Consider the following 25589-nt stretch of genomic DNA (forward strand, 5'->3'; position numbering starts at 1 on the left):
CTGCGGCCCCGCGTTTCGTCGCATAGATTTTATTCTTATTCAAAATTACTGATTTATTATTCTTTAGACGTTCCCCATTAAGGAGAGTTGCCTACTATGCCAATCGTCAGCGAATCTGAACTCAGCCGCCGTCGGCACGACATTCTCGTAGGCGCTCGCCGGTGTTTTGCAGAGCACGGGTACGAGGGAGCTACAGTTCGTCTACTAGAACAGGCAACGGGCAAGTCCCGCGGCGCAATCTTTCACCACTTCGGTGACAAAGAGTCTCTCTTTCTTGCATTGGCGCAAGAAGATGCCGCCCGTCAGGCCGAGGTCGTAGCCCACAATGGCTTGGTTGAGGTTATGCGTGAGATGCTCCAGCATCCTGAGCGTCACGATTGGCTAGCCACTCGCTTGGAAATCACATCCCTCCTCCGCACTGATCCTTCCTTCGCCGCTAGGTGGAAGGAAAACCAGTCGGTTCGTGGCGAGGCCGTGCGCGCACGCTTGGCGTCCAATGCGGACAAGGGCCGCCTGCGCGATGATGTTAATATCGACACCTTGGCTATCTATCTAGAGGTGTTTATGGATGGGTTCATCAACCGGCTCGCCTTGGGCGAAACCGCAGAGCTGGAAAAAGTCCTTGACTTAGTAGAGCAATCTATCCGTGGCGGTCAGGCGGATCTGTCTTAATCCCGTCTGAACAGTCCTGCTCCCGGCTGCTTGTTACTTGAAACGCGCAATAGCCGGGAGCTTTTCGCATGTGCTCAGCGGTGCGGTGACGGTAATTTCTTTTCCGTGACTTGGGCGTAGGTCGATATTTCCGCCACAAACTGCGGATCATGGCAAGTAACCACTAAGGCACTGCCGGACTGTAATCCGTAGTGGATTAGTTGGTGCATAAGCCATCGGTCCGCGGCGGAAAGCAAGGTATCTGGCTCGTCGAGCAGCACCTTCTGGCGGTGCTGCCCAATAACGTGGGCCACTTGCGCAAGCCGCAGGCGTGATGATGACAAATCTAAGGGATGATCAGCAGGATTTAATCCCAGCAGGTTGCGCAAAGCTTCATTGGGTACAAATTCCTCCACTGTGGAAAATGCCGCCTGGTCAAACGGCGACTGCATAGCAAGGGCGGGAAGATTTCGTACAACTCCCCCGCCATCAAGCCCGGCGGCGGCGCGCAAGAGCGACGTTTTACCGCTACCATTATTGCCGCGCAACCATGTCACCCCGGCTTCCACGGTGGGGATTTCTACGGGGCCGACGCTAAAAGTTGTTCCGGTGGGCTGGGAAAATTGCCACCACCTTTTCTTCTTTGGTCCTCGCTGGGCAATTAGCGGGCCTATGCTCCCCTGCCGCCCGCGCGCATATACCCGCGGCAGGTTGAGGGGTGCTACGAGTGGTTCTGTTCCTATGATTTCTCCGCCTAGCTCTGGCCAGGTAGTACTCGAGACGGCAATAACGCAGGTATGCGGCATTGCCTGCAGAAGGTTAATCACTTGTGCGCGCGACTCTGAATCGAGGCCAGCTGCGGGTTCACAAATGATCATGATCGCAGGCTCGCGGATGGCCACACAGGCTGCGGCTAATCTGCGAGTTTGGCCGCCAGACAGCTGCGCGGGGTCATGTTCACAGTAGGCCGAAAGGCCCACTGCGCTAAGCATATGGTCCCCGCGGACTTGCATCTCCTCCGCAGGCACACCCGCGTTTTCCAGGCCTAGTACTACTTCTTCAATGCAGGACTCGCGCAGGAAACTAATTTGTGCGGAAGCATCCGTGCCGATGATTGCTGCGGTGGACAGAGATTCCGCTAGCTGCGCCGCAACATCTTCCACTGCTTTATCAGGATCGACGAGAACCTGAACGATGGTCCCAGGGGTGGGGCGAAGGTGGGCTAGATCCATCTAGCAATCACCACCGCAAGGCACACTAGCGGGATAAGGAAGCGTAAGACTCGGGACAACCTGGAATCGGCAACGGGCCGCAATAAGCTGCGTTTCCCTTCCTGGTCGAACCCGATGGCGGCCAGGGCTTGGCCGCGTTGAGTTCCTTGGATGAGGAGGCGAGCGATGACAGGAATAATGACGCGAGAGATGGTATTGCGCCAGGTTATGGTGATTCCGGCTAATTGGTTGGCTTCACGGACGCATCGCCAGGCATGCGCACCTTGGGGCAAGGTCTGTAGGGAGGAACCAACCACATACGCCACCTTGTGTCCGACGCGGGAGACTTGCAGCCATTTGGCGATATCCGCGATGCGCAGCGCCGCCATTGCCGCGATGAAGCAGGCCATGAGCGCACAGAAGCGGAGGCTGAGGCTACCGGCGAGTATTAGGCCGTCGGCAGTAAGCAGAGGCGCAACTGGGGTGTCACCGTAGGGAGCATGAATGACCAGCATGGAAAGGGCCGCGGGCACGCTCAGTGCAATCGTAGTCAAAATCACGGAGGCGTTGCGGGTAGATACAGTACCGCAGGCAAGGGCAACGAGCATGACGCTTGCCGACGCCACTGGGGTGTTTAGCGCCAAGGTAAGAAGCCAGCCGCAGGCCGCAATGGTGACGACGGTGGCAGGATGGAGGCGGCTCATCAGCGTGGTTGCAGCGATTCACGGGTGCGTTGCGGCAAAGCTTTTACCGCTGCCCAGACGATGAGGAAAACCAGCGTTTTATCCAGGGGATCTGAGATGAAGGACTGCAGGGTAACCGAGGCGATAAGGGAATTGCCCAGCTCGCGAAAGAGCGAGACAACCGCGCCCGTACCAAGACCCGCAGTACCGCCATAAACAAAGGCAGCGACAGGGGCGGCGAGCATGCCGGAGACAATGCCAATGACGGCGCCACTGAGAATGACCCACCATACCTTGGTAAATGCGCCCTTCTTGATGACGAATCCGGATAGGAATCCCGTGGCGGCGGACACTGCAGCGAAAGGCAAAGCAGCGGGGTTGAGCAAGCCCCAGACGACAGAAGACAGCGTGCCGGTAGCCAAGCCAGCAATGGGACCGGCAAGCGCGGCTACCAGGATAGTTCCCACGGAATCGATATAGAGAGGTATGCCGATTGAACCAATGATTTCACCAACGACAATATTAAGGACGAGCGCCACCGGGATGATGGCGATGGTTCGCGCTGGTAAAGCCGGCACGGTGCCGGCAAGCAGGAGCGCGGCGCCGATAAGATAGCCGCTCAGGGTAACGAGCGCTTCAGTCGAACCAGCAACAGAATGCCAGTCCGTGGGGCGCAAAAGCACCAGGTAGATCCAAGTCGCGGCTACGACTAATGCACCCGCGATGACCATGGCCTTGCGGGCGGGGGTGAGAGAAAGCTGTGACACAATAAAAGTCCAAATCCATATACAGAAAAAAGGCATAGAAAACGCCGACCGCGGATAGTGCTGCTTTCCTATGTCACCTCGGAAAGCGATCCCGCACAGCACGTGCGCCGCGGATAATAGTAGAGGTTCTGCTCTTTAAAAGCCACTAGCGTGAAGCCAATAGTGTAAACCCCCGCAGACATTCTTGATGCGCGGCTTCCATATCTGCGCTCGTAACCAGTCGTGCGTTGCGGGCCCGGCCCCAGTGATTTCGCAAGTCCGCAACGCTCGTCCCCCGCAATAGCGGCGATTCCGCTTCGACATCAACAGTAGTCTCTACAACCTCAAAGTCGATCTGCCCCAAGGCGATCATGCACGTCAAAAGGTCGTGGATTTGGGCCTGATAGCCTTCCCCCTGCGCCTGGTGGAATTCAAAATAGTAGCGCAACACATCCGGCAGGATGTGCGCCATAGGGTGTCCGTGCAACAATTCCATGACCGCTTCTAGGCGCTGTGGGGTAATGAGAAACTGCTCTGTTAGCTCAAGCGAACATAGTGTGGTGGGAACGCGCGGGGCAGATGAATGAAAGTGCTGGGCGGCGGCGTGCGGATCAACCCAAAAGTTCCATTCCGCGGTCGGGGTGGTATTTCCCCGGTAGTTAACCGCGCCACCCATGATGGTAATGGCGCCAAACTGCGCGACGGCTTCACTATGGGCTTTTTCAAATGCTGCAAGATTGGTGACCGGCCCGGTAACAATCAACTGCAGATCGTGATGAGCGGCTAGTGCTTCTTTCCATAGACGCTGCCAATCGCTGTGGTGCAGCGTGGTAGTAGGTGCAGTGGCATAGCCCAATCCCGTCGGACCATGGGTCTCAGGGGTTGTCGTGAGACCCACCTTTAAGGGGTGCGGCAAGCCGGGGGCTACGGGGACATCGGCAAGCGAGCACAAATCCAGAATCCAGCGGGCATTGGCCGCAGTCTGATAGGCCTCGACGTTGCCGGCTGTGGTGGTAACTCCCACCAGCTCAATATCCCCGGCATGATGAAGGCCCGCCAAATACATCAGGGCGAGGCAATCATCTATGCCGGGGTCACAATCAATTAAAATAGCTGGAGGCGTGGCAATCATAGTGCCAGCCAGTCTAACGCCTTACTTGATGGAGCTCACTGGATTATCGCCATCTACAAAGGCGAGCGGGGATTCCGGCAGGGTTTCGCGGCCGAGGGCCTCGACGATGACATCGGCGACCAGCTCGCGCGAAGAAGTCATGGACTCCTGTAGCGCCTTATCCTCGATCTGCTCCAGCCCCTGTGCTGGTTCCTCGGTCAGCATTGCTGGCTTGAGGATAAGGTGCGGAAACTCTGCCTGAGCAAGGCGATTGTCCACTTCCTTCTTGGACTCAACGTAGGCATACCACTTCTCGTCGGCGGGATCCGTGGTGGCTTCCTGGGAACCGACATAGGAAATCATGAGGTAGGCAGGCAGGTTCTTTCCCTCCTGCTGCAGCGTCTCCATAGCATCGAGGGTGGCGAGGGCACCATCGCGGTCAACGGCCCACGTAAGGTCTGCCCCACCGCGGCCGCCGTTGCCAGCGCCCCACACTACGGCGTCATAAGCGGCGAAAAGCTCCGCCCACTGCGCAACGGTCTGCTCAGTAATATCGGCCAATACTGGGGTCGCGCCGAGCTTTTCAATCTCAGACTTCTGCTCAGGGTTGCGGATAAGGGAGTGGACCTCGTGTCCGGCCTCCACCAGCTTTGGGGCGGCCAACAGGCCGACCTTGCCATGTCCACCGATGTACAGAATCTTCTTTTTATCAGTCATACCTCCCCACCGTAACAACGACGCCTCTTGCCCGCAGCGACCCCGGCCAGTACCGGTGGCAAAATGGCGGCGGTGGCTGCAGCGAGCAGATAGAATTGCTTGCATGTATGCCATTATGACCGTCACCGGAGCCGATAGCACCGGCATTATCGCCGCGGTGACCACTACCCTTGCCCAACTCGATATCAACGTCATTGACGTGTCCCAAACACTCATGGGCGGTTACTTCACCATGATCCTCCGCGTCGAATTTGATGCGGATAAGGTCTCCATCCAGACCATCAAGGAGCATATGCGCCCCGTGGCGGAAGAAAAGCACCAGTCCATCCGCATTCAGTCCGAAGACCTCTTCACCGCCATGAATGAGATTTAAATGAGCACGCGTTTTAATACCACTAATATCTTGGACACCATCGAGATGATTGAGAACTATCGTCTCGATATCCGCACCGTAACCATGGGCATCTCCCTCCTTGGATGCACCCGATCCACCATGGACGCTACCTGCCAGGCCATCTATGACCGCGTCACGCAGCAGGCCGGGCGCCTAGTGGAGGTATGCGAAGGCATCGAAGGCGAGCTGGGTATCCCCATCGTAAATAAGCGTATCTCCGTGACCCCAATATCCTTGGTGGTAGCCGGTGTAGAAGGAAACCCCGTCGACGCCGCAAAGGCACTGGACAAGGCAGCCAAAGAGGTAGGAGTCAACTTCGTGGGCGGCTATTCCGCTCTGGTCGAAAAGGGCGCTACCACCGCGGAACAAAAGCTCATAAGTTCCATTCCAGAAGCGCTGGCTACGACTGACGTCGTGTGTTCCTCCGTCAATATCGCCAGTTCCCGCGCCGGTATCAACATGGATGCGGCAAGGAAGATGGGCGAGGTTATCAAGGAAGCTGCCGAGCTGACCAAGGACAATTCCGCCATTGCCTGCGCCAAGCTGGTGGTCTTTGCTAACTCTGTGGGTGACAACCCATTTATGGCCGGCGCGTTCCACGGCATCGAAGAACCCGATTGCGTAGTCTCCGTCGGCGTTTCTGGCCCAGGTGTTGTCGACCGCGCCTTGGGATCACTTGAAGGGGCAAGCCTGGACCAGGTAGCGGAAGAAGTGAAGAAGGCCGCTTTCAAGATCACCCGCGCCGGGCAACTGGTGGGCACCATGGCCTCCGAGCGCCTTGGCGTGCCCTTCGGAATCATCGACCTTTCGCTTGCCCCTACTGCCGAATTGGGAGATTCGGTGGCCCACATCCTTGAGCACATGGGCCTAGACCAGGTAGGCACGCACGGTACAACCGCTGCTTTGGCTCTGCTTAACGACGCCGTAAAGAAGGGCGGCATGATGGCCTGCTCCCGCGTCGGCGGTCTGTCTGGATCCTTCATCCCAGTCTCCGAGGATAAGGGCATGATCGATGCGGTTAAGTCCGGCTCTATCTCCATGGACAAGCTGGAGGCCATGACCGCCATTTGCTCGGTGGGTTTTGACATGATTGCGCTGCCGGGCGATACCTCGGCCGCGACCATTTCGGGCATGATTGCTGACGAGGCCGCCATCGGCGTGATGAATCATAAGACCACGGCGGTACGCGTGATCCCGGTTCCTGGCGCCCAGGTGGGCGACGAGGTGAGCTTCGGCGGCCTCCTGGGCTACGCACCGGTAATCCCGGTCAATAAAGTGGGTAATGCGCAGTTCATTAACCGCGGCGGCTTCATCCCCGCCCCAGTGCATGGATTCCGCAACTAAGGAGAGCGGCAACCGCGCCGCGGCCTAGTCCGCGGCGTGCTCTTCGCCAGGTTTTTCCGACTCCGCCCTTTCGGCGAGGTTGTCCTGGAAATGCTGGTAGGAAGATTCCAGCTGTTTTAATTCCACCTCGCCGCCAACTTGGCGGCGGGCATCAGAGTAGATGGCCCGGGCGGCGTCGGCAAGCACGCCCCGGCGCTCAGCAGTACGCAACAGGGCCACGACCTTGGCCAAGTTATCCAGCAGGCTGAGGTAGATTTCTGCATTATCTGCCGCATCGCGCCGAATCTGCGCGAACATCGCCTCAACAATTTCCTCGTAGCTAAAGGTTTGATAATCGAGCCGGAATTGCCCAGCCACGTGCACAATGCCCTGCGGCAACCGCTTATCCCCAATCACGGTAAGAATCTGGGTAAAGCGGTCAATGATGTCTATGACCGTATAGGGGTCATTGACGCCGGTGCTCAAAGCGCGGGCGGCGATCTCCGCGAGGTGCCGGGCGGTAAAACGAGGGTCGTGAGCTGAGGCATGCTCCCTGTACTGGGTGAGCACGATATGGCGCTCAACATTTTCCGGCAGGCGCGACACACCGTGCGCGATAACCTCGCCTTCCAGTATCAAGTCACCCGGCGCCACGCCGAGGTGCACCGCGCAATTCTCCCGTGCCGCTGCCTGCGCAATGGCGTCATAGTCGACGAACTTGAGGTAGCCAGTTCCACTGCTGCGCCGCTTTTCCGCATCCACGTAAAATTCTGGCCCAGGAGCCTTGGCCACTTTTTCCTCTTCGCCCCGCCGGATGAGCCGGCGCATGTGGTCCTCTACGTCTTCGGCCACCACGTGAACTACGTGGGACATACTGATCGATTGGGCAATATGGACGATGAAATAAATGAGGAAGATTACGCAGGCGATGGCCAACAGCACCGTTACTGCTACGTTCAAGGAAGGAACATATTCTTCTTTCCCATTACCGCCCGTTTGCACCGCACGTAAAGAAAGAAGGGCAAAAATGAAGGTTGCAAGATAGATCGCCAGGGTCGATTGTATAGAGCGATCTTTTAGAAACTCATGCAGCAGGCGCGGCCCCATTACTGTGACAACACCAGAAAGTGCGGTCAGCGTGATGAAGAAAAGGGTGCCAGCAAGGGACAGCGACGAGGTAGCTACGGCGCTCAAAATGCCCTGCGCGCTATCAGCGCTGCCATCATAGAAAGGCGTGGCTGCCACATCGAAAGTGCTACCAATCGCAATAAGCAGCTCCGCACCCACTGCGGCGATCGCCACCGCCACAGCCGGGATAAGCCAAAATTTCTCCCGCCAGGCGGGCATCCTCTCCAGCAGCGTCTTCATATGCTCCTACGCTAGCTCCACAATTTCCATATAGTCATCGGACCACAAATCTTCGTCACCATCGGGCATGATGATGACGCGTTCTGGGTCCAAGGCCTTAACCGCACCCGGGTCGTGTGTTACCAGCACCACAGCACCGGTGTAGGTCTTGAGCGCATCAAGCACCTGCTCGCGCGAGATTGGATCCAGGTTATTGGTCGGCTCATCCAGCAACAGCACATTCGCGCGGCTGGAGACTAGGGCGGCGAGTGCCAGGCGCGTTTTCTCACCGCCGGATAGAGTGCCCGCGGGTTGTTCCAATTTCTCGCCGGAGAACATGAAGGCGCCAAGCAGACTACGCAGTTCCTGCTGATCCGCGTCTGGGCAGGCGTCAATGGTGTTCTGCCATACAGACTTATCCGGATCGATGGTGTCGTGTTCCTGCGCAAAATAGCCGATCCGCAAGCCGTGGCCGCTGACGATGCCACCTTCACCGTCGGTGCGCTCCACTCCGGCTAGCAATTTCAACAGCGTGGTCTTACCCGCGCCGTTATAGCCCAGCACCACTACTCTTGACCCTTTATCGATGGCCAAATCCACCCCGGCGAAGACCTCTAGGGAGCCGTACATCTTGGTCAGCCCCTTGGCATTCATGGGTGTCTTACCGCACGGTGCCGGCTCGGGGAACTTAATATTGGCCACCTTATCGGCCACCCGAACCTCATCGAGCTGGCTCATCATGCGCTCAGCGCGGTGGAGCATTTGCTTGGCCGCAGCGGCCTTCGTTGCCTTAGCACCCAACTTAGCAGCCTGCTTTTGCAGGGCGGATGCCTTCTTTTCCGCATTGGCCCGCTCTCGGCGACGGCGCGCTTCATCGGTAGCACGAGCATCGAGGTACTTCTTATACCCCATGTTGTACACATCGGCCTCGCCGCGAACCGCATCGAGGAACCACACCTTATTACACACGGCCTCAAGCAGCTCGACGTCGTGAGAAATCATAATGAGCCCGCCCTCATGCTTGGACAGGAATTGGCGGAGCCACGTAATAGAATCCGCGTCCAAGTGGTTCGTCGGCTCATCGAGGAGCAGGGTGGTCTGGGATTTTCCGGACCCCTCGGTAGCGGCAAAGAGAATTTGCGCTAGCTCCACGCGGCGGCGCTGACCACCCGAGAGAGTTTTGAGTTGCTGGTCTAGGACGCGCTGCGGCAGACCCAAATTATCGCATATTTGCGCGCACTCGGAGTCGGCTTCATAGCCGCCAAGCGACTCGAATTGCTCCTCCAAGCGGGAGTATTTCCGGATGGCCTTATCCCGGAACTTATCGTCAGTGGCCGATTCCATAAGCTCTTGTTGCTTGGCCATGCGGCGCTTGAGATCATCCAAACCGCGGGCGGAGAGAACGCGCTCTCGCGCGGTCTGTTCAATATTTCCTTCGCGGGAATCCTGGGGCAAATAACCAATGGGGCCCGAACGAGTAACTGAGCCGCCATAGGGCTCGGTCTCCCCTGCCAAAATGCGCATAGTCGTCGTCTTGCCCGCGCCGTTGCGGCCGATAAGCCCGATGCGGTCACCGGGTTGCACACGCAAGTGCTGCCCTGGGGCTTCGAGAAGCGTGCGCGCTCCTACCCTGACTTCGAAATCATTGGTTACAATCACGAAGAAACAGTCTAGCAATTGACGCTGCCGACGCTAAGACGCGCTAACGCCCCCAACAACTGTCTCCCTAGACCGGGAAATGCGCTGCTGGAGGCGTGTGCGTAGGACGCGATTTAAACCGCGAAGCCGAGGGCCTGAAGTTGCTCGCGGCCCTCTTCCGTAATCATCTGCGGACCCCATGGTGGCATCCATACCCAGTTGATACGGACGGCATCGGCCAATTTATTGGCCTTGACGATGTCTTCCACCTGCTCAGCAATGACATCGGTCAGTGGGCAGGCCGGCGAGGTCAACGTCATATTGATCATGACGATTTCCTTGCCATTGTCCTCTTCGAACCACAGATCATAGACAAGGCCCAAGTCAACAACGTTGATCCCGAGCTCAGGGTCAATGACGTCTCGCATAAATTCGGTGACGTCAAATGCCTTGGAAATCTGCTCTTCGGTTTGCTCCGGTCGCTCGCCGCTGCCGGAGAAAGAGGAATTCTCGTTCTGATAAGGATCTACGGGATCGGTCATCTAGCTCTCCACTTCTGTTAGTGCATCGGCGGAAGCAGCCTGGAAGGCCTTCCATCCGAGGAGCGCACACTTTACGCGCGCTGGGTACTGGGACACTCCGGCGAAGGCTACGCCATCACCGATGAGGTCTTCATCGCCCTCGTCCTGGCCGCGAGAGGTGATCATCTTTTCAAACTCGGCCAGCTTCTCATTGGCTTGCGCGAGCGGTAGCCCAACGATTTCTTCAGCCATAACCGAGGTAGAAGCCTGCGAGATGGAACAGCCTTCCGCGTCATAGGAGACGTCCTCAACGGTCTTGCCGTCATCGGAAAGGCGCACGCGCAGGGTCAGCTCATCTCCGCAGGACGGGTTCACATGGTGAACCTCAGCCTGATAAGGCTCCCTCAGTCCGGCGTGCTGCGGGTTCTTGTAGTGGTCCAGGATGACGTCCTGGTACATGGAATCTAGGTTCATGAGGCAACTCCAAAGAATTCGCGGGCGGCCTTGATTGCTTCCACCAGCTTATCTACTTCTTCCTCGGTGTTATAGAGGTAGAAGCTGGCGCGAGCAGTGGATTGTGCCCCGCAGGCACGGTGCAGTGGCCACGCGCAGTGGTGGCCAACGCGAATGGACACGCCGTGGTCATCGAGGACCTGGCCCAAGTCATGCGGGTGAACGCCGTCCACGGTGAAAGAAATGGCACCGCCGCGGCTTTCAGTGGTTTCCGGGCCGATGATGCGCAGGCCCGGGATTTCTTTCAGCTGGCGTAGTGCGCACTCGGTAAGGTTTTTTTCGTGCGCGTGGATATTATCCATGCCCACTTCTTCCAAAAACTTCACCGCGGCGCCGAGGCCTACTACCTGGCTGGTCATCTGCGTGCCTGCCTCAAAGCGCGTCGGCGGCTCGGCAAAGGTTGTCTCTTCCATCTTGACAATCTCAATCATGGAGCCACCGGTCAAGAAAGGCGGCAGCTTCTTGAGCAGCTCCTCCTTGCCGTAGAGCACACCAACGCCGCTGGGGCCACACATCTTATGACCGGAAAACGCCGCGAAGTCCACATCCAAGGCGTGGAAATCTACCGCCATGTGCGGTACGGATTGGCAAGCGTCGAGTACAACCATGGCGTCAACCGCGCGGGCGCGGCGTACCAGCTCATCCACATCCGCCACAGCACCGGTCACATTGGACTGATGGGTAAACGCAACGACCTTGACGGATTCATCGAGTTCGAGCGAATCGAGATCGATGCGGCCGTCTTCGGTCATGGAGTACCACTTCAACGTAGCGCCGGTACGAGCGCAAAGCTCCTGCCACGGCACCAAGTTAGCGTGGTGCTCCAGTTCGGTGATCACAACGGTATCGCCCTCGCCTACGTAGAGGTCCCCCGCGCGTTCGTCGCTAAGCACATAAGCAACCTCGTTCAGGGCCTCGGTGGCGTTTTTGCTAAAGGCGATTTCATCGCGGTCCGCGCCTACGAACGCGGCGATAGCCTGTCGCGCGGACTCATAGGCATCATCGGCTTCTTCCGCCAACTGGTAGGAACCGCGGTGAACAGGGGCGTTCGTGTGCAACACAAACTCCTCTTCCGCCTTCCATACCGGCAGCGGGCGCTGGGAGGTAGCACCTGAATCCAGGTACACCAGTGGCTTATCGCCACGCACCGTGCGCTGGAGAATCGGGAACTGCTCCCTAATTGCGTTTACATCAAATCCAGACATGAATCTTCTTTGGATAGTCGCGGTTGACCGGCCCGTGGTCGGTCCTTACTTGAGGAACTGGTCGTAGCCGTCAGACTCGAGTTGATCCGCCAATTCAGCGCCACCGGTCTTGATGACGTGGCCATCAGCGAAGACGTGGACAAAGTCCGGCTTCACGTAGTTCAGGATGCGCTTATAGTGGGTAATCATCAAAATGCCACCATTGGTTTCCTTCTGGTAGCTGTTGATGCCCTCAGAAACGATGCGCAAGGCGTCAACGTCCAAGCCGGAGTCCGTCTCATCCATCACCGCGAACTTTGGCTTGAGGATATCCAGCTGCATAACCTCATGGCGCTTCTTCTCGCCACCGGAAAATCCCTCGTTAACGGAGCGGGAGATGAAGGACTTATCGATCTTCAGGTTCTCGCGGGCCTGGGTAAGCTCCTTATTCCATTCACGCAGCTTCGGTGCCTCACCACGGATGGAGGTGACGGCGGAACGCATGAACTGGGAGACCTTTACGCCTGGGACCTCAGTGGGGTACTGCATGGCCAGGAAAAGGCCGGCACGAGCGCGCTCATCGACGGGCATGTCCAGTAGGTTTTCGCCGTCAAGCAGCACCTCGCCCTCGGTAACCTCATACTTTGGGTGGCCGGCGATGGTGTAGGACAAGGTGGACTTGCCGGAGCCGTTCGGGCCCATGATGGCGTGGATCTCGCCAGAGTTGATGGTCAGGTTGACGCCCTTGAGAATTTCCTTCGGCTCGCCGCCTTCTTCCGTCGGCAGCACCTGGGCGTGGAGGTTCTTAATTTCCAGAGTAGACATAATGTGTGTGGTTTCCTTCTATGAAAGCTTTAGGCGGAGATCTTTTCCAGTTCTTCGGAAATGCGGTCTTCCAATTCCTCAGACAGGGACTGCACCGGGATGCGGTGGATGACCTCATTGAAGAAGCCACGGATGATGAGGCGGCGGGCTTCAGCCTCTGGAATGCCGCGAGACATCAGGTAGAACAACTCGATGTCATCGAAGCGACCAACGGTGGCTGCGTGGCCAGCGCCGGTAATTTCACCAGTCTCAATCTCCAGGTTAGGGATTGCATCCGCGCGAGCGCCCTCGGTCAGGATCAGATTGTTATTGGTCTCGTAGGTATCGGTGCCCTGTGCATTGGAACGAATGAGAACATCGCCCACCCAGCAGGTGCGGGCCTCATTTTGCTTAGTACCCTGCAGCGCGCCCTTATAAAGAACGTGGGAGCGGCAGTTAGGAACGGAGTGATCCACGAGCATGCGGTTTTCAAAGTACTGGCCTTCGTCCGCGAAGTACACGCCCAATAGCTCTGCGTCGCCACCTTGCTCGGTGAAGTTCACGCGCGGCACGATGCGTACCACTTCGCCGCCAAAAATGGCAGAGTTATGGCGTAGCACGGAATCGCGGCCGAGCTGGGCAACGTGGTTGGACAGGTGAACCGCATCGTCTTCCCAGTCAACGTCAACGACAACGGTCAAGTGAGCACCATCGCCCACGATGAACTCGACGTTATCCGCGTGGGTGCCGGAGCCGACATACTTCAAAATGACGGTAGCTTCAGCGTGGTGGCCTACCTCGATGGAGGTGGCGCCAAAGGACGTTACGCCCTCGCCCTTGCCGGTATAGGTAATGACGACGGGTTCTTCGACCTGAGCCTCTGCATCGATGGTGACAACCTGGCCTTCTGGCATGGAGGTCCATGCCTGTGCCGCGACACGATCAGACGGGGTACCTACACGGCCCAATCGTTCATCATCACGAGCGACGGTCTCGGAGCTTACGCCCGGGTGCTCACTCACGGTGACATCCTGGGCTACAGCCTCAGCAAACTCGCCATTATGCAGGCCACGGAGCTTGCGCAGGGAAACAAAGCGCCAGACCTCGTCACGGCCGTGAGGCACCGGGAAGTCCTCCACGTTGGTGGAGGTAAAGACATCACCCTTGGTGATCTTATCCGGATTGAATTCGTTCGAAGCGACCATTTTCTTTAGCCGACCGATCCTTCCATTTGCAGTTCGATGAGGCGGTTGAGCTCGAGGGCGTACTCCATCGGCAGCTCCTTAGCAATCGGCTCAACGAAGCCACGCACGATCATCGCCATTGCTTCTTCTTCCGCAATGCCACGGGACATCAAGTAGAACAACTGCTCCTCAGAAACCTGGGAAACGGTTGCCTCATGGCCCAGCGTGACGTGGTCATTGCGGATGTCGTTATACGGGTATGTATCCGAACGCGAGATATTGTCGACCAACAGTGCATCGCATTCGACATTCGACGTGGAATGGTGCGCGTTCTGATTGACCTGCACCAAGCCGCGGTAAGCGGCGCGACCGCCGGCACGAGCCACCGACTTGGAAACGATATTGGAAGAGGTGTGCGGGGCCATGTGGGTCATCTTGGCACCGGTGTCTTGGAACTGGTCCTCACCAGCAAAGGCAACGGAGAGGACCTCGCCCTTTGCATATGGTCCGGTCATCCACACTGCCGGGTACTTCATCGTGACCTTGGAACCAATATTGCCGTCGACCCATTCCATGGTGCCACCCTCTTCTACCTTGGTGCGCTTGGTCACCAAGTTGTAGACGTTGCTGGACCAGTTCTGAATGGTGGTGTAGCGGCAACGGCCGCCCTTCTTCACGATGATCTCTACTACTGCAGAGTGCAAAGAGTCGGATTTATAGATAGGTGCGGTACAGCCCTCGACGTAGTGCACATAGGCGTCCTCGTCAACGATGATGAGGGTGCGCTCAAACTGACCCATGTTTTCCGTGTTGATGCGGAAATAAGCCTGCAGCGGAATATCCACGTGCACTCCCTTTGGCACGTAAATGAAGGAGCCACCCGACCACACGGCGGAGTTCAGCGCGGAGAACTTATTATCGCCCGCGGGAATGACGGTACCGAAATACTCCTTGAAGAGCTCTGGGTAATCACGCAGCGCGGTGTCGGTATCGACGAAGATAACGCCCTGGCTTTCTAGGTCCTCACGAATCTGGTGGTAGACAACCTCAGACTCGTACTGGGCTGCCACACCTGCAACGAGGCGCTGCTTTTCGGCCTCTGGAATGCCCAACTTATCGTAGGTGGCCTTAATGTCATCCGGGAGGTCTTCCCACGTCTGGGCCTGCTCCTCGGTGGACTTCACGTAGTACTTGATCTGGTCAAAGTCGATGCCAGATAGGTCCGCACCCCACGTGGGGATGGGCTTTTTATCAAAGATATTGAGAGCCTTTAGGCGCTGGTTAAGCATCCATTCTGGCTCGCCCTTCTTGGCGGAAATATCGCGTACTACATCTTCGTTTAAGCCGCGGCGAGCAGAAGCACCAGCCGCGTCCGAGTCGTGCCAGCCGTACTCATATGCACCAATGGAATCAATGATTTCATCATCGGTCATCTTGTTATCGGGTGCCGATTGTGCCTGGGTCATGACTCGCTCCTTTCAGTATTTGTATTAACGGGTGTCAAGGGGATGTTAGTGGTACAGATTCCGTGACCTCCAGCAATGGAAGCCAAAGGCTGTACGTGTTTGCCTAATAAAGCAGAAAAGACTTCCTGTTCCGCCTCACACAGCTCTGGATGCTCGGCCGCCACGTGGGAGACCGGACAATGGTGCTGACAGATCTGCACTCCCTGGCCGGCGCGGTCCACCGTGGCGGCATACCCGTGCTCATCCAGCACCTCGGCCAGCTTGCGAGCCACGTCTTCAACAGACTCGCCCTCTTCTATCAGAGGCCGAACATCTGCCACGAGGCGCTCAAAGCGGACTTTGGCAAAGTGTTTGACGGCCTCAGACCCGCCGACCGCGCGTAAAGCTGTCAGGGCCTCTGAGGCCAGATCATCATAAGCGTGACCGAATTGTGCGCGGCCACGATCGGTGAGGCGGAAGTATTTGGCTGGTCGCCCGCGACCAGACCCGCTGCCCGCAGAGCCGCGGGTAGCGGGTCGGCGGCGCACGACCTCCGTCAGTTCCTCTTCCACCAAGTTGTCTAAGTGCCGGCGAATTCCGGCAGCAGAAAGGCCAAGGCGTTCACCCAAGTGGGAAGCGGTAACGGGCCCGTCTTTCAACAGCAACAGCATAACTTGACGGCGGGTATCACCATCCGTGGTGCGGGATTCCTTCGCCGGCTTCGGCGTAGCCACACTACGTTGCGGACTGCTCATGCTGGGACCTCCCTTCGCGCTTCAGACACTTACTGCCGCCCCGCAACGTCCTCCCGTAGCTCCGGGATGCTCGCCGCAGTTCAACAGCGCCTTCAATATTAGACAACACTAGTGTTCCTTAATTCATTCCGGAATGCCACCATTGGCCAAACTTCGGCGTGGCACGGGGGTGGCAACACTCCCCTAACGGCCCGACTCGACCGTGCTGCCCACGATGTGGGCGGGCCCGCTGGGGTTTAAGCAATTGATTCGCGTAAAGTCATATGCCATGACAGGCAAAATCCGCGGCTTATTTTCTGGCGTGAAGGCAGAGCTGCCGCAGCTGGGTACCGCTGGTTCCCGGTCGGCACGGTTACACGCCGAAGACACGGGGGCCGCCGAACCCGATTCTCGGTTTGATTTTGTCCCCGCCAATGCGGATGGCCTCAAGCGCACCACCACAGCACAGTGGCGGACATTTTTCGTTCTGCGCTGGGTAGGCACGGTAGGCTCCCTGCTCATTGCGTTCGGCGCCCTAGGCGCCGGCGCACTCCCCGTGGTGGGCAATCCCTACGACAACGTGCCCTTCGGCTCCTTGATGTCCCGCATGCTGCAAACTTCCTCCGCCATAGTAATGGTGGGAGTAGGCCTATTGGTCTCCGCTTGGGTGTTCCTCGCCCCCTTTGTCGGAACCCCCTTGCGCCAACCTCAGGACAAGGCCACCGCCCCAGCGGGTGCTCGCCGTCTGGTGACCACGCATCAACTGTGGCAAACCTGGGCGGGGTGGGTCATCCCGTTGATTTTTACCGCCCCGCTATTCACCCAAGATATCTACTCCTACTTGGCTAATGGTTCCATCGTGGCACAGGGCATGGATCCATATTCTGCCGGGCCCGTTCAATTGCTAGGGGCAGGTAATAAGCTCGCCCGCTCCGTGCCGTTTATCTGGGCTAATTCCCCTTCCCCTTATGGCCCGGTAGCACTCGGCCTCGCAGCTGTGGTCAGCGCGGTTACTTCTAACTCCATCCTCTTGGGCGTTATCACCCATCGCCTATTGTCCATCGCCGGGATTATTGTTGCTGGTTGGGCCATAAGCTGTCTCGCGCAGCGCTGCCGGGTATCTCCAGAATCTGCACTGTGGCTCGGCATCCTCAACCCGCTGACCATCTTGCATCTAGTGGGCGGAATCCATAATGAGTCCATCATGTTGGGTTTGCTATTGGTGGGCATGGAACTGGGTCTCCGCGGCGTCGACAAGCTGGATGCCTCCCGACGCAGTGCCTACCTAGCCCTGGTAGCTTCCGGTTTTTGCCTTTCCTGTGCCGGAATGGTCAAGGTTACTGGCTTTATTGGGCTGGGCTTTGTGGGCATGGCCTACGCTCGCCGCCTCATCAACGCACACGGTACGGCACGCTGGAAGGCCCTGGCCTACGCCATCGCTTTGCAAATAATCGTTTTAGTAGCAACCGTTGCTCTTATTAGCGTCTGCACCGGCATTAGCTTGGGGTGGATTACCGGGCAAGGCGGGGCGGCGTCCATTCGCTCGTGGCTTTCTACGTCCACCGCCGTAGGCGTAGGTACCGGTTTTATCGGAATGCTCCTAGGCCTTGGCGACCACACCGAAGCCATTCTCACAGTCACCCGCACCTTTGGTGTTCTCGTGGCGGTAGCCTTCATGGCCCGCATGCTCTTTGCCACCTTGCGCGGCCACATCCACCCCGTGGGAGGACTCGGCATCGCCTCTTTAGTACTGGTTATCTTTTTCCCCGTCGTCCATCCGTGGTACATCCTATGGGCCGTACTACCTTTGGCCGCGTGGGCTAATAGGCTCATTTTCCGCTTCAGCGTCGTAGCCTATTCCGCAGCGATGAGCTTCTTTGTGCTGCCGCGCGGTCTCGGCCTTCCCCCCAGCACCATCATTGTGGTCTACGTGTCAGCCGCCTGTGCCTTCACTGCTATCGCCACCCTGTGGTGGGTTGCAGTGCGGCGCAGCGGAATCCGTGTCCTAAACTAATGCCACGTGAATTCCATTTCAGCCGACCGCCCAGCCCTAACCTTGGACAACGTGGTGAAGAAGTTTGGCTCCACCACTGCCGTAAATGGCCTTAGCCTCAGCGTTGCCCAGGGCGAGGTCTTTTGTCTCCTTGGCCCCAATGGTGCCGGAAAGTCCACGACGATTGAAATGTCAGAGGGCTTTCTCCATCCCACCAGCGGCACCATCGACGTCCTAGGGCTAAACCCAAGTACCGAACCAGATAGGGTGCGAGAAAAGGTCGGTATCATGCTCCAAGGCGGCGGTTCCTATTCCGGCATCCGCGTGCTAGAAATGCTGGAGCTTTCTGCCCGATACAGCGCCCGGCCTCTCTCCCCGCAGTGGCTACTAGAAACGTTGGGGCTTGAGGGGGTGGCTCGCACCCCTTATCGCAGGCTATCTGGAGGACAACAGCAACGCCTGTCCCTCGCCTTGGCTATCATCGGACGACCCGAGTTGGTTTTTCTGGATGAACCTACGGCAGGCATGGATGCACAATCCCGGTTGGCGGTCTGGGACCTAGTCCGAGCCCTGCAGCGGGATGGCGTAACCATCGTTCTAACCACCCACCTGATGGATGAGGCGGAGTCGCTGGCAGACCGCTTGGCCATCATGGATCATGGTCAGCTGGTAGCTCACGGCACCCCCGCAGAACTTACCGCCCAGACGGAATCGGCAGGGCTTAATTTCAGCACCGACATCGACGTAGATATGGAGGCCCTAGCTGCGGCGGGGATTAATGCCACCAAATCCCGTCCCCTGCATTACCGCTTGAGCCAAGCCGGCACTCCCGAGACCATCGCCACGCTCAGCGCTGAGCTCGCCCGCCAAGGAGTCTTACTGCGGTACTTAGATGCGGCCCACCGCAATCTGGAAGAGGTATTCCTTGACCTCACGGGCCGCCACTTGCGCAGCTAGCTGCAATCCCATCTTGGGAAAATATTCAATTTATTGTGTCGAGGAAAGAAGCCATTTATGAGCACCACCTTTAAACCCGGGACCTTTACTCCCGCCCCCAAGCGGACCAGCGCCGGCGCTATGCTGCTCGCGCAAGGCACGATGGAAGCTAAGCTCATGCTGCGCCACGGCGAGCAGCAACTGCTCAGCGTCATCATTCCACTGGCCATCCTCATTGGTGCGGCCCACTTGGAGTCCGTTACCAAGCACGGCCTGCACGAGGTTTTCCCCATGGTGCTTGCAGTTGCGGCCACCTCTGCGGGCTTTACCGGTCAAGCTATTTCACTTGCCTTTGACCGACGATACGGGGCCCTCAAGCGCACCGGGGCATCCGGGGTGCCGGCGTGGGCCATTATCGGCGGCAAAATCCTCGGCGTGCTCACGATGGTGGTATTCCAAATCCTTGTCTTGGGTATAGCCGCCTTCATTTTGGGTCTGCGTATCAGCGCGGGTGGGGTGTTGCTCATGCTCCTCTCCCTTTTCTTTGGCGTCGCGGCTTTTACCGCCATGGGGCTACTGCTTGGCGGCACGCTTAGTTCAGAGATGGTGCTCGCGCTGGCCAACCTCATCTGGTTCCTGCTCCTCGGCGTGGTCGGGTGGACCCTATACTCCCAGGGATTGGGCGATAATGGCATCCTCAACGTGGTCCCCACCGTCGCTCTGGCAGGCGCACTTACCGACGCCTCCAATTCCGCCTTCCCCGGCCTCGAACTTATTTCCTTGGTAGCTTGGCTCGCCGTGGCGTCGTTCGCAGCGGTCCGTTGGTTCCGCTTCGAGGGCTAAATGTGACTTTTGTCCGGTTCCGCCCGAAACAAGAGGAATTTTTATGCCCAAAATCTCCCGACTAGTAGGATGCTATGCGTGAATTACTGGACAAAAATCAAGCGCTTCTTTAAAGAAGCCGCCCCTACGCTGCAGCAACAGCGCCTCATCGCGCTCATCCTTCTCTTATGCCAGGGTGGCATTACCGTGTCTGGGTCCATTGTCCGCGTGACCGGCTCGGGACTCGGCTGCCCTACCTGGCCCGAGTGCCAGCCTGGCTCCCTTGTCCCCATGGAAGGCGCCGCTCCTGCACTGCACCAGGCCATCGAGTTTGGTAACCGCCTGCTCACGTTCGTCGTCACCGCTGCGGCGGTAGCCGCCGTCATCGCCATGCGCATGGCACGTCGGCGCACAGAGCTTAAGGTGTATGCATGGCTCAATGTCGCTGGCATTGTGCTGCAGGCGGTCATTGGCGGAATTTCTGTCCATCTCGACCTGCGCTGGTGGTCTGTAGCACTGCACTTCCTGCCATCAATGCTCTTGGTATGGCTGGCGGCAATGCTCTATTCCCGCATCTTGGAACCCGATGACGGAACGCCACGAGCACGATTCCCCCAGGCGATTCGCTTGCTCGCTGCAGTCGCAACAATTGCCCTCAGCATTGTTCTTATCACCGGCACTATGGTTACCGGTTCGGGCGTCCACTCTGGCGATTCCGGGGTCGGAATGGAAGGCCGCTTGCAGGTGGATACCGAAGCCATGGCCGTCACCCACGCCATGTGCATGTACGTCTACCTGACGCTTACCGTTATTACCATCTTCCTGCTCTATAAGAACCGTGCCCCACAGGACGCGAAGAAGGCGGGCTGGGTCCTCATCGCCTGCATCCTTATCCAGTGGGCCGTAGGCGTCTACCAGTTCTATATGAGCATTCCGCGCTGGACTGTTCCTTTCCACATTGGGCTATCCTCCTTTGTCACGGCCTATACCGCACTACTGTGGGCACACGGCGTACGCCGTACCGATGGCACCGCGGATCTCATCACCGGCTCCCCTAGCGGCGATGAAAAGTACGCCGCACGCCAAGCCTCGCTAGAAGCAGCACGCGCGACGGCTTAACACGCAGCGCAACCAGCCGGCCGAAGTCCTGCACTCGGCCGGCTTTTTGCGCTAGCCTGGCTATATGCACGCAATTCAGGTCACAGAAACCGGCGGACCAGAAGTACTTCGCTATACCGAAGTTCCCGCCCCCACCCCGAATGACGATGAGGTCTTGGTAGACGTCATCATGGCCGGCGTCAACTACATCGATACCTATTACCGTGAGGGTATCTATAATGCGACCGCCCCTTTCATTCCCGGATTCGAAGGTACTGGGCGAGTCGTCCACGACCCAAAGGGAGAAATTGCGGAAGGCACAATGGTGGCGTGGAACCAGGCCTTCGGCTCCTACGCCGAGAAGGTCTGCGTCCCGCGCGAGGGACTGGTGGCAGTCCCAGACGATTTCCAACCTGAGGTTGCAGCATCCATGTTGCTCCAAGGCATTACCGCGCACTATCTGGCGCACGGGGTCTATCAATTGGGCGAAGGTGCTTCTTGCCTGATTACCGCCGGTGCCGGCGGCGTGGGGCAAATCCTCACCCAGATGGCATCGTCGCTAGGCGCTACCGTTTATACCGTCGTGTCCACGGACGAAAAGGAAGAACTATCCTACGCGGCCGGGGCGGATAAGGTTTTTCGCTACGGCGAGGGACTCGCCGAGCAAGTTCGCCGCTACAACAGTGACAAGGGCGTCGACGTAGTTTATGACGGCGTCGGCAAAGCTACCTTCCAGGAATCGCTAGAGGCAGTACGTCCACGCGGCACCGTCGCGCTTTTTGGTGCCGCCTCTGGTCCGGTTGAGCCTATCGACCCACAGCTGCTGAACAAGCATGGGTCCATCTTCCTGACGCGGCCTTCCATCGGCGCATGGACGGCACAAGAGGGCGAGTTTCAAATGCGCGCCCAAGCAGTCGTCCAAGCTGTCATGGACGGCGACCTACGCTTTAACGTCACGGCCTCCTATCCTTTGGCAGAAGCCGCTGCGGCTCACCGCGACTTGCAGGATCGCAAGACTACCGGCTCCATCGTTCTGCGCGTCCAAGACGCCGACGGAGACGAGGACTAGCCCCACCTACACCTAGAGCGCGGGAGAAAAGCAGCATTGCTTCTCCCGCGCTCTTTTTGCCCTGCTCTTGGAATGGGGCGCAGTTAGAATAACGTGGCCGACCAACCCAGCATCCGGCCTAAGGGCTCCCAGCCTAAGACTGCGTCGATGGACAAACCGATAAAGAGCACCGAAAGGTAGTTATTGGAGTAGATGAACAAGCGCATCGGCTTAACCTTGGCGCCGTTTTTCACTCCCTTATGCAAACGGATAGCCATCCACAGAAATACCGCGCCCGAAGCAACCGCTGCGACCAAGTAGATCCACGAAGCTGCGGGGACGATGAGTAGGGTCACGATAACCGTTCCAACGGTGTACCACACGATCTGGCGAGTGACTTCTGCTTCGCCCGCCACCACAGGCAGCATCGGCACGCCGGCTTTTCGGTAGTCTTCTTTGTACTTCATGGCCAGCGCCCACGTGTGCGGCGGGGTCCAGAAGAAGATGATGAGGAAGAGCACCACTGCCTGCCACCAGCGGTCAGGCTCTCCGGCTGGGGCATTATCCCGAATTACGGCCCAGCCAACCATGGCCGGCATACAGCCTGCGAGGCCGCCCCAGACGATGTTTTGCGCATTGCGCATCTTCAAAAACTTGGTGTAGACGAAGACATAGAAGAAGTTCGTCAACACGACGAAGAAAGCTGCGAGCCAAGAATGGGCAAGGAGGCCCAGCCACAGCACGGAAATAATAAGCATTACCCAGGCAAAAATGGCTGCGTTCCGCTTCGAAATCTTCGCTCTTACGAGCGGACGAGCCCTCGTGCGCTGCATCTTTTGATCCAACTCGTAGTCCACGACGTTATTGAACGTGTGGGCGGCGCCAGCGCCCAACCAGCCGCCGAAAATGGTCGACACGATGAGCCAAATATTGTCTGACACAGCCTCCACGCCGCGCTGCGCTTGGAGCATCGCCGGGATTGCGGCCACGAGGAGGAGCTCAATGATCCTCGGTTTCGTTAGCGCAAAATAGGCCTTGATGGTCTCCAAGGAATTCCTCCACTATCTGAACGTTGGTGAACTGTCCCTCGCGCATCTCCTGCGCGCGGTCACCCCTAGCGGTCGCACATGCCCGTGAAAAAGTTCCAGTTCTCTCACTCACATTTTTCGGCGCAGGCGCGAGAGGTTACAGACCCATGTCCGCTAGATTTGGCACACGCTTTTGCGTGCTCGCGTGCACCGCTTAGCCATGCCAGCATACCGGTTATGCCTGGCTTTCTATAATTGCGCACCGCCGGCTAAAAAATTACTAGACTTAATAAAGTTAAGTACTTTTTGCCTAGACGTAAGCGAGGCTTTTCGTGTCGAAAGATAAGTTGTCCCCAGAGCTCCAAACTATGGTTGAGCGCCGTTATCCGGAGGATTGGTCGGAGCTTGACACCCGCGCTATCGACACCGTGCGAGTACTAGCCGCCGACGCGGTACAAAAGTGCGGTTCCGGTCACCCCGGCACGGCAATGTCACTCGCTCCCCTCGCCTACACGCTCTACCAGCGGGTCATTAATCACGATCCCGCTGACGTGCACTGGGCCGGCCGTGACCGCTTCGTACTTTCGGTTGGCCACTCTTCCCTTACCCAGTACATCCAGCTCTACTTGGGCGGCTTTGGCTTGGAAATGGAAGACCTCGAGCAGCTGCGCACGTGGGGGTCACGCACCCCAGGCCACCCCGAGGTCCACCACACCGACGGTGTTGAAATCACCACTGGCCCCCTCGGCCAAGGTCTAGCGTCCTCCGTTGGAATGGCCATGGCGGCGCGTAAGGAGCGCGGCCTTTTCGATCCAGAAGCCCCTGCTGGTGAATCCCCCTTCGATCACTACATCTACACCATCGCCTCCGATGGCGACCTACAAGAAGGCGTTACCGCGGAGGCTTCTTCTCTGGCTGGCACGCAAAAGCTGGGCAACTTGATCGTCTTCTGGGACGATAACCGAATCTCTATTGAAGACGATACAAATATTGCCTTCAATGAAGATGTGGTGGCCCGATATGAGGCCTACGGCTGGCACGTCCAAACGGTGCAATCTGGAGAAGATGTCGTAGCCATTGAGGCTGCTGTCAAGGCTGCTCAAGCAGAAACCGATCGTCCGTCCTTCATCCGCGTAAAGACGGTTATCGGCTACCCTGCCCCGAATAAGATGAATACCGGCGGTGTCCACGGTGCTGCGTTGGGCGATGACGAGGTAGCTGCCACCAAGGAAGTCTTGGGCTTTGATCCGGAGCGCAGCTTCCACATCGATGATGAGGTCATTGCGCACACCCGCATGTTGCGCGAGCGCGGCGCAGAAAAACACTCTGCGTGGCAAGAAAAGTTCGACGCATGGGCTGCAGCTAATCCGGAGAATAAGGCACTTTTTGACCGCATGAATGCGCGCGAATTGCCGCAAGACTTCAGTGCTGATCTACCGGAATGGGAACCAGGCGAAACTTTGGCCACCCGCAAGGCTTCTGAAGCCGCCATCCAGGCCTTGGCTGCTTCTCTGCCGGAGATGTGGGGCGGTTCTGCCGACCTTGCCGGTTCTAATAACACCGTGATCAAGGGCGCGGATTCCTTCGGCCCCGCGGCCATTACTACCGATATGTGGTCGGCTCAACCCTATGGCCGCAACCTGCACTTCGGTATTCGCGAGCACGCAATGTCTGCGATTATGAACGGTATTGCTCTGCACGGTAATACCCGCGTCTACGGCGGCACCTTCCTTATCTTCTCCGAGTACCAGTACCCGGCTGTGCGCTTGGGTTCCCTGATGTCGACCGATACCTACTACGTGTGGACCCATGACTCCATCGGTTTGGGCGAAGATGGCCCTACCCACCAGCCAGTAGAGACTCTTTCTGCCCTGCGTGCCATTCCCAACCTGTCCGTTATCCGCCCTGCGGATGCCAACGAGACTGCACAGGCATGGGCGGCAGCCCTTGAGTACAAGGCCGCGCCTAAGGGCCTGGCGCTGAGCCGCCAGGGACTACCAGTGCTGGAAGGCACCAAGGAAAAGGCGCATGACGGCGTCCGCCGCGGTGCCTATGTTCTGGTGGAAAAGTCCAAGGAGACACCAGAGGTCATCCTTCTTGCTACAGGCTCTGAGGTGCAGCTCGCTGTCGCTGCCGCGAAGGAGCTAGAGGCAGCTGGAACGGCGACCCGCGTTGTGTCCGCACCCTGCCTCGAGTGGTTTGATGAGCAGGATGACGCTTACCGCGAATCTGTGCTCCCCAGCAAGGTGCAGGCGCGCGTTTCTATTGAGGCCGGTATTGCAATGCCATGGCATAAGTACACCGGTTCCTTTGGCCGCAGCATCTCCATTGAGCACTACGGCGCATCTGCTCCTGCAGGCGAGCTCTTTGAAAAGTTTGGATTCACCACTGCAGCGGTAGTTGAGGCGGCACAGGAGTCCCTAGCCGCCGCGAATAAGTAACCCCTAACAGGACTGGA

24 protein-coding genes are annotated in these 25589 nt (G+C 57.9%); 9 read left to right on the forward strand and 15 right to left on the reverse strand.

Going from position 1 to position 25589, the window contains the following annotated elements:
• The first annotated feature begins 96 nt into the window (after nt 1-96).
• Complete coding sequence (locus ACP8J1_RS06135) at nt 97-672, forward strand: TetR/AcrR family transcriptional regulator (protein ID WP_023021526.1); 576 nt, start codon at nt 97-99, stop codon at nt 670-672.
• A gap of 74 nt (nt 673-746) precedes the next feature.
• Here the strand turns inward: ACP8J1_RS06135 and ACP8J1_RS06140 are convergent, their stop codons facing one another.
• The 5 genes from ACP8J1_RS06140 to ACP8J1_RS06160 form a co-directional block, all read right to left on the reverse strand.
• Complete coding sequence (locus ACP8J1_RS06140) at nt 747-1883, reverse strand: hypothetical protein (protein ID WP_023021525.1); 1137 nt, start codon at nt 1881-1883, stop codon at nt 747-749.
• Nucleotides 1874-2566, reverse strand: coding sequence for an energy-coupling factor transporter transmembrane component T family protein (locus tag ACP8J1_RS06145; protein ID WP_023021524.1), 693 nt, complete (start codon nt 2564-2566; stop codon nt 1874-1876). Before ACP8J1_RS06145 ends, ACP8J1_RS06140 begins: the two co-directional genes overlap by 10 nt.
• Nucleotides 2566-3276, reverse strand: a complete 711-nt coding sequence (locus ACP8J1_RS06150) for an ECF transporter S component (RefSeq protein ID WP_198010473.1) — start codon at nt 3274-3276, stop codon at nt 2566-2568. Before ACP8J1_RS06150 ends, ACP8J1_RS06145 begins: the two co-directional genes overlap by 1 nt.
• Nucleotides 3277-3457: 181 nt before the next feature.
• Nucleotides 3458-4423, reverse strand: coding sequence for a nucleoside hydrolase (locus tag ACP8J1_RS06155; protein ID WP_023021522.1), 966 nt, complete (start codon nt 4421-4423; stop codon nt 3458-3460).
• Nucleotides 4424-4444: 21 nt separating this feature from the next.
• The gene (locus ACP8J1_RS06160) at nt 4445-5119 is read right to left on the reverse strand and encodes an NAD(P)H-binding protein (RefSeq protein ID WP_023021521.1); all 675 of its coding nucleotides are present in this window, start codon (nt 5117-5119) and stop codon (nt 4445-4447) included.
• Between the two features lie 103 nt (nt 5120-5222).
• On the opposite strand from ACP8J1_RS06160, the gene ACP8J1_RS06165 reads away from it, so the two are divergent.
• Nucleotides 5223-5492: an ACT domain-containing protein gene (locus tag ACP8J1_RS06165; RefSeq protein WP_023021520.1), complete on the forward strand. Its 270-nt coding sequence runs from the start codon at nt 5223-5225 to the stop codon at nt 5490-5492.
• On the forward strand, nt 5493-6857 hold the full coding sequence (locus ACP8J1_RS06170) for a PFL family protein (protein WP_023021519.1): 1365 nt from the start codon (nt 5493-5495) through the stop codon (nt 6855-6857). It begins immediately after the preceding gene.
• Nucleotides 6858-6881: 24 nt separating this feature from the next.
• Here the strand turns inward: ACP8J1_RS06170 and ACP8J1_RS06175 are convergent, their stop codons facing one another.
• The 9 genes from ACP8J1_RS06175 to ACP8J1_RS06215 all read right to left on the reverse strand — a co-directional run bounded on the left by ACP8J1_RS06175 (nt 6882) and on the right by ACP8J1_RS06215 (nt 16227).
• Nucleotides 6882-8204 (reverse strand): DUF2254 domain-containing protein, encoded by a 1323-nt coding sequence (locus ACP8J1_RS06175; protein WP_486696407.1) that lies wholly within the window; start codon nt 8202-8204, stop codon nt 6882-6884.
• Nucleotides 8205-8210: 6 nt separating this feature from the next.
• Nucleotides 8211-9842, reverse strand: coding sequence for an ABC-F family ATP-binding cassette domain-containing protein (locus ACP8J1_RS06180; protein WP_023021517.1), 1632 nt, complete (start codon nt 9840-9842; stop codon nt 8211-8213).
• Between the two features lie 113 nt (nt 9843-9955).
• Nucleotides 9956-10363: a metal-sulfur cluster assembly factor gene (locus ACP8J1_RS06185; RefSeq protein WP_023021516.1), complete on the reverse strand. Its 408-nt coding sequence runs from the start codon at nt 10361-10363 to the stop codon at nt 9956-9958.
• Complete coding sequence (gene sufU / locus ACP8J1_RS06190; RefSeq protein WP_023021515.1) at nt 10364-10816, reverse strand: Fe-S cluster assembly sulfur transfer protein SufU; 453 nt, start codon at nt 10814-10816, stop codon at nt 10364-10366.
• Complete coding sequence (locus ACP8J1_RS06195; protein WP_023021514.1) at nt 10813-12060, reverse strand: cysteine desulfurase; 1248 nt, start codon at nt 12058-12060, stop codon at nt 10813-10815. Before ACP8J1_RS06195 ends, sufU begins: the two co-directional genes overlap by 4 nt.
• A gap of 45 nt (nt 12061-12105) precedes the next feature.
• Nucleotides 12106-12864 carry a Fe-S cluster assembly ATPase SufC gene (gene sufC, locus ACP8J1_RS06200; RefSeq protein WP_023021513.1) on the reverse strand — a complete coding sequence of 253 codons (759 nt, stop codon included), beginning with the start codon at nt 12862-12864 and terminating at the stop codon, nt 12106-12108.
• 29 nt (nt 12865-12893) lie between these two features.
• Nucleotides 12894-14048, reverse strand: coding sequence for a Fe-S cluster assembly protein SufD (gene sufD, locus ACP8J1_RS06205; RefSeq protein WP_023021512.1), 1155 nt, complete (start codon nt 14046-14048; stop codon nt 12894-12896).
• 5 nt (nt 14049-14053) lie between these two features.
• Nucleotides 14054-15493, reverse strand: a complete 1440-nt coding sequence (gene sufB, locus ACP8J1_RS06210) for a Fe-S cluster assembly protein SufB (protein ID WP_023021511.1) — start codon at nt 15491-15493, stop codon at nt 14054-14056.
• Entirely contained in the window at nt 15490-16227 is a 738-nt protein-coding gene (locus ACP8J1_RS06215; RefSeq protein ID WP_023021510.1) for a helix-turn-helix transcriptional regulator, read from the reverse strand. Before ACP8J1_RS06215 ends, sufB begins: the two co-directional genes overlap by 4 nt.
• A gap of 268 nt (nt 16228-16495) precedes the next feature.
• Here ACP8J1_RS06215 and mptB point away from each other — a divergent pair, with 268 nt between their 5' ends.
• The 5 genes from mptB (at nt 16496) to ACP8J1_RS06240 (ending at nt 22124) form a co-directional block, all read left to right on the forward strand.
• Nucleotides 16496-18220, forward strand: a complete 1725-nt coding sequence (gene mptB / locus ACP8J1_RS06220) for a polyprenol phosphomannose-dependent alpha 1,6 mannosyltransferase MptB (protein ID WP_034655360.1) — start codon at nt 16496-16498, stop codon at nt 18218-18220.
• A gap of 6 nt (nt 18221-18226) precedes the next feature.
• Nucleotides 18227-19156 (forward strand): ABC transporter ATP-binding protein, encoded by a 930-nt coding sequence (locus ACP8J1_RS06225; RefSeq protein WP_023021508.1) that lies wholly within the window; start codon nt 18227-18229, stop codon nt 19154-19156.
• Between the two features lie 57 nt (nt 19157-19213).
• A complete protein-coding gene (locus ACP8J1_RS06230; protein WP_023021507.1) occupies nt 19214-19978 on the forward strand; it encodes an ABC transporter permease in 765 nt (254 codons plus the stop codon).
• Nucleotides 19979-20047: 69 nt separating this feature from the next.
• Nucleotides 20048-21076 (forward strand): COX15/CtaA family protein, encoded by a 1029-nt coding sequence (locus ACP8J1_RS06235; protein WP_034655361.1) that lies wholly within the window; start codon nt 20048-20050, stop codon nt 21074-21076.
• A 64-nt stretch (nt 21077-21140) separates the two neighbouring features.
• Nucleotides 21141-22124 carry a quinone oxidoreductase family protein gene (locus ACP8J1_RS06240; protein ID WP_023021505.1) on the forward strand — a complete coding sequence of 328 codons (984 nt, stop codon included), beginning with the start codon at nt 21141-21143 and terminating at the stop codon, nt 22122-22124.
• A gap of 83 nt (nt 22125-22207) precedes the next feature.
• Here the strand turns inward: ACP8J1_RS06240 and ACP8J1_RS06245 are convergent, their stop codons facing one another.
• Entirely contained in the window at nt 22208-23152 is a 945-nt protein-coding gene (locus tag ACP8J1_RS06245) for a heme o synthase (protein WP_023021504.1), read from the reverse strand.
• Between the two features lie 347 nt (nt 23153-23499).
• On the opposite strand from ACP8J1_RS06245, the gene tkt reads away from it, so the two are divergent.
• The gene (gene tkt / locus ACP8J1_RS06250; protein WP_198010472.1) at nt 23500-25572 is read left to right on the forward strand and encodes a transketolase; all 2073 of its coding nucleotides are present in this window, start codon (nt 23500-23502) and stop codon (nt 25570-25572) included.
• Nucleotides 25573-25589 lie beyond the last annotated feature (17 nt).

The sequence above is a fragment of the Corynebacterium sp. LaCa_205 genome (assembly GCF_057458085.1).

Bases quoted from the DNA above. Each gene is read 5' to 3' on its own strand.
- ACP8J1_RS06150 (WP_198010473.1), bottom strand. From the start codon at position 3,276: ATGGTCATCGCGGGTGCATTAGTCGTAGCCGCGACTTGGATCTACCTG.
- ACP8J1_RS06140 (WP_023021525.1), bottom strand. From the start codon at position 1,883: ATGGATCTAGCCCACCTTCGCCCCACCCCTGGGACCATCGTTCAGGTT.
- sufD (WP_023021512.1), bottom strand. From the start codon at position 14,048: ATGGTCGCTTCGAACGAATTCAATCCGGATAAGATCACCAAGGGTGAT.
- ACP8J1_RS06175 (WP_486696407.1), bottom strand. From the start codon at position 8,204: ATGAAGACGCTGCTGGAGAGGATGCCCGCCTGGCGGGAGAAATTTTGG.
- ACP8J1_RS06195 (WP_023021514.1), bottom strand. From the start codon at position 12,060: ATGTCTGGATTTGATGTAAACGCAATTAGGGAGCAGTTCCCGATTCTC.
- mptB (WP_034655360.1), top strand. From the start codon at position 16,496: ATGACAGGCAAAATCCGCGGCTTATTTTCTGGCGTGAAGGCAGAGCTG.
- ACP8J1_RS06135 (WP_023021526.1), top strand. From the start codon at position 97: ATGCCAATCGTCAGCGAATCTGAACTCAGCCGCCGTCGGCACGACATT.
- ACP8J1_RS06155 (WP_023021522.1), bottom strand. From the start codon at position 4,423: ATGATTGCCACGCCTCCAGCTATTTTAATTGATTGTGACCCCGGCATA.
- ACP8J1_RS06160 (WP_023021521.1), bottom strand. From the start codon at position 5,119: ATGACTGATAAAAAGAAGATTCTGTACATCGGTGGACATGGCAAGGTC.
- sufU (WP_023021515.1), bottom strand. From the start codon at position 10,816: ATGAACCTAGATTCCATGTACCAGGACGTCATCCTGGACCACTACAAG.
- ACP8J1_RS06185 (WP_023021516.1), bottom strand. From the start codon at position 10,363: ATGACCGATCCCGTAGATCCTTATCAGAACGAGAATTCCTCTTTCTCC.
- ACP8J1_RS06235 (WP_034655361.1), top strand. From the start codon at position 20,048: ATGCTATGCGTGAATTACTGGACAAAAATCAAGCGCTTCTTTAAAGAA.
- ACP8J1_RS06145 (WP_023021524.1), bottom strand. From the start codon at position 2,566: ATGAGCCGCCTCCATCCTGCCACCGTCGTCACCATTGCGGCCTGCGGC.
- sufB (WP_023021511.1), bottom strand. From the start codon at position 15,493: ATGACCCAGGCACAATCGGCACCCGATAACAAGATGACCGATGATGAA.
- ACP8J1_RS06240 (WP_023021505.1), top strand. From the start codon at position 21,141: ATGCACGCAATTCAGGTCACAGAAACCGGCGGACCAGAAGTACTTCGC.
- ACP8J1_RS06165 (WP_023021520.1), top strand. From the start codon at position 5,223: ATGTATGCCATTATGACCGTCACCGGAGCCGATAGCACCGGCATTATC.
- tkt (WP_198010472.1), top strand. From the start codon at position 23,500: ATGGTTGAGCGCCGTTATCCGGAGGATTGGTCGGAGCTTGACACCCGC.
- sufC (WP_023021513.1), bottom strand. From the start codon at position 12,864: ATGTCTACTCTGGAAATTAAGAACCTCCACGCCCAGGTGCTGCCGACG.
- ACP8J1_RS06170 (WP_023021519.1), top strand. From the start codon at position 5,493: ATGAGCACGCGTTTTAATACCACTAATATCTTGGACACCATCGAGATG.
- ACP8J1_RS06215 (WP_023021510.1), bottom strand. From the start codon at position 16,227: ATGAGCAGTCCGCAACGTAGTGTGGCTACGCCGAAGCCGGCGAAGGAA.
- ACP8J1_RS06230 (WP_023021507.1), top strand. From the start codon at position 19,214: ATGAGCACCACCTTTAAACCCGGGACCTTTACTCCCGCCCCCAAGCGG.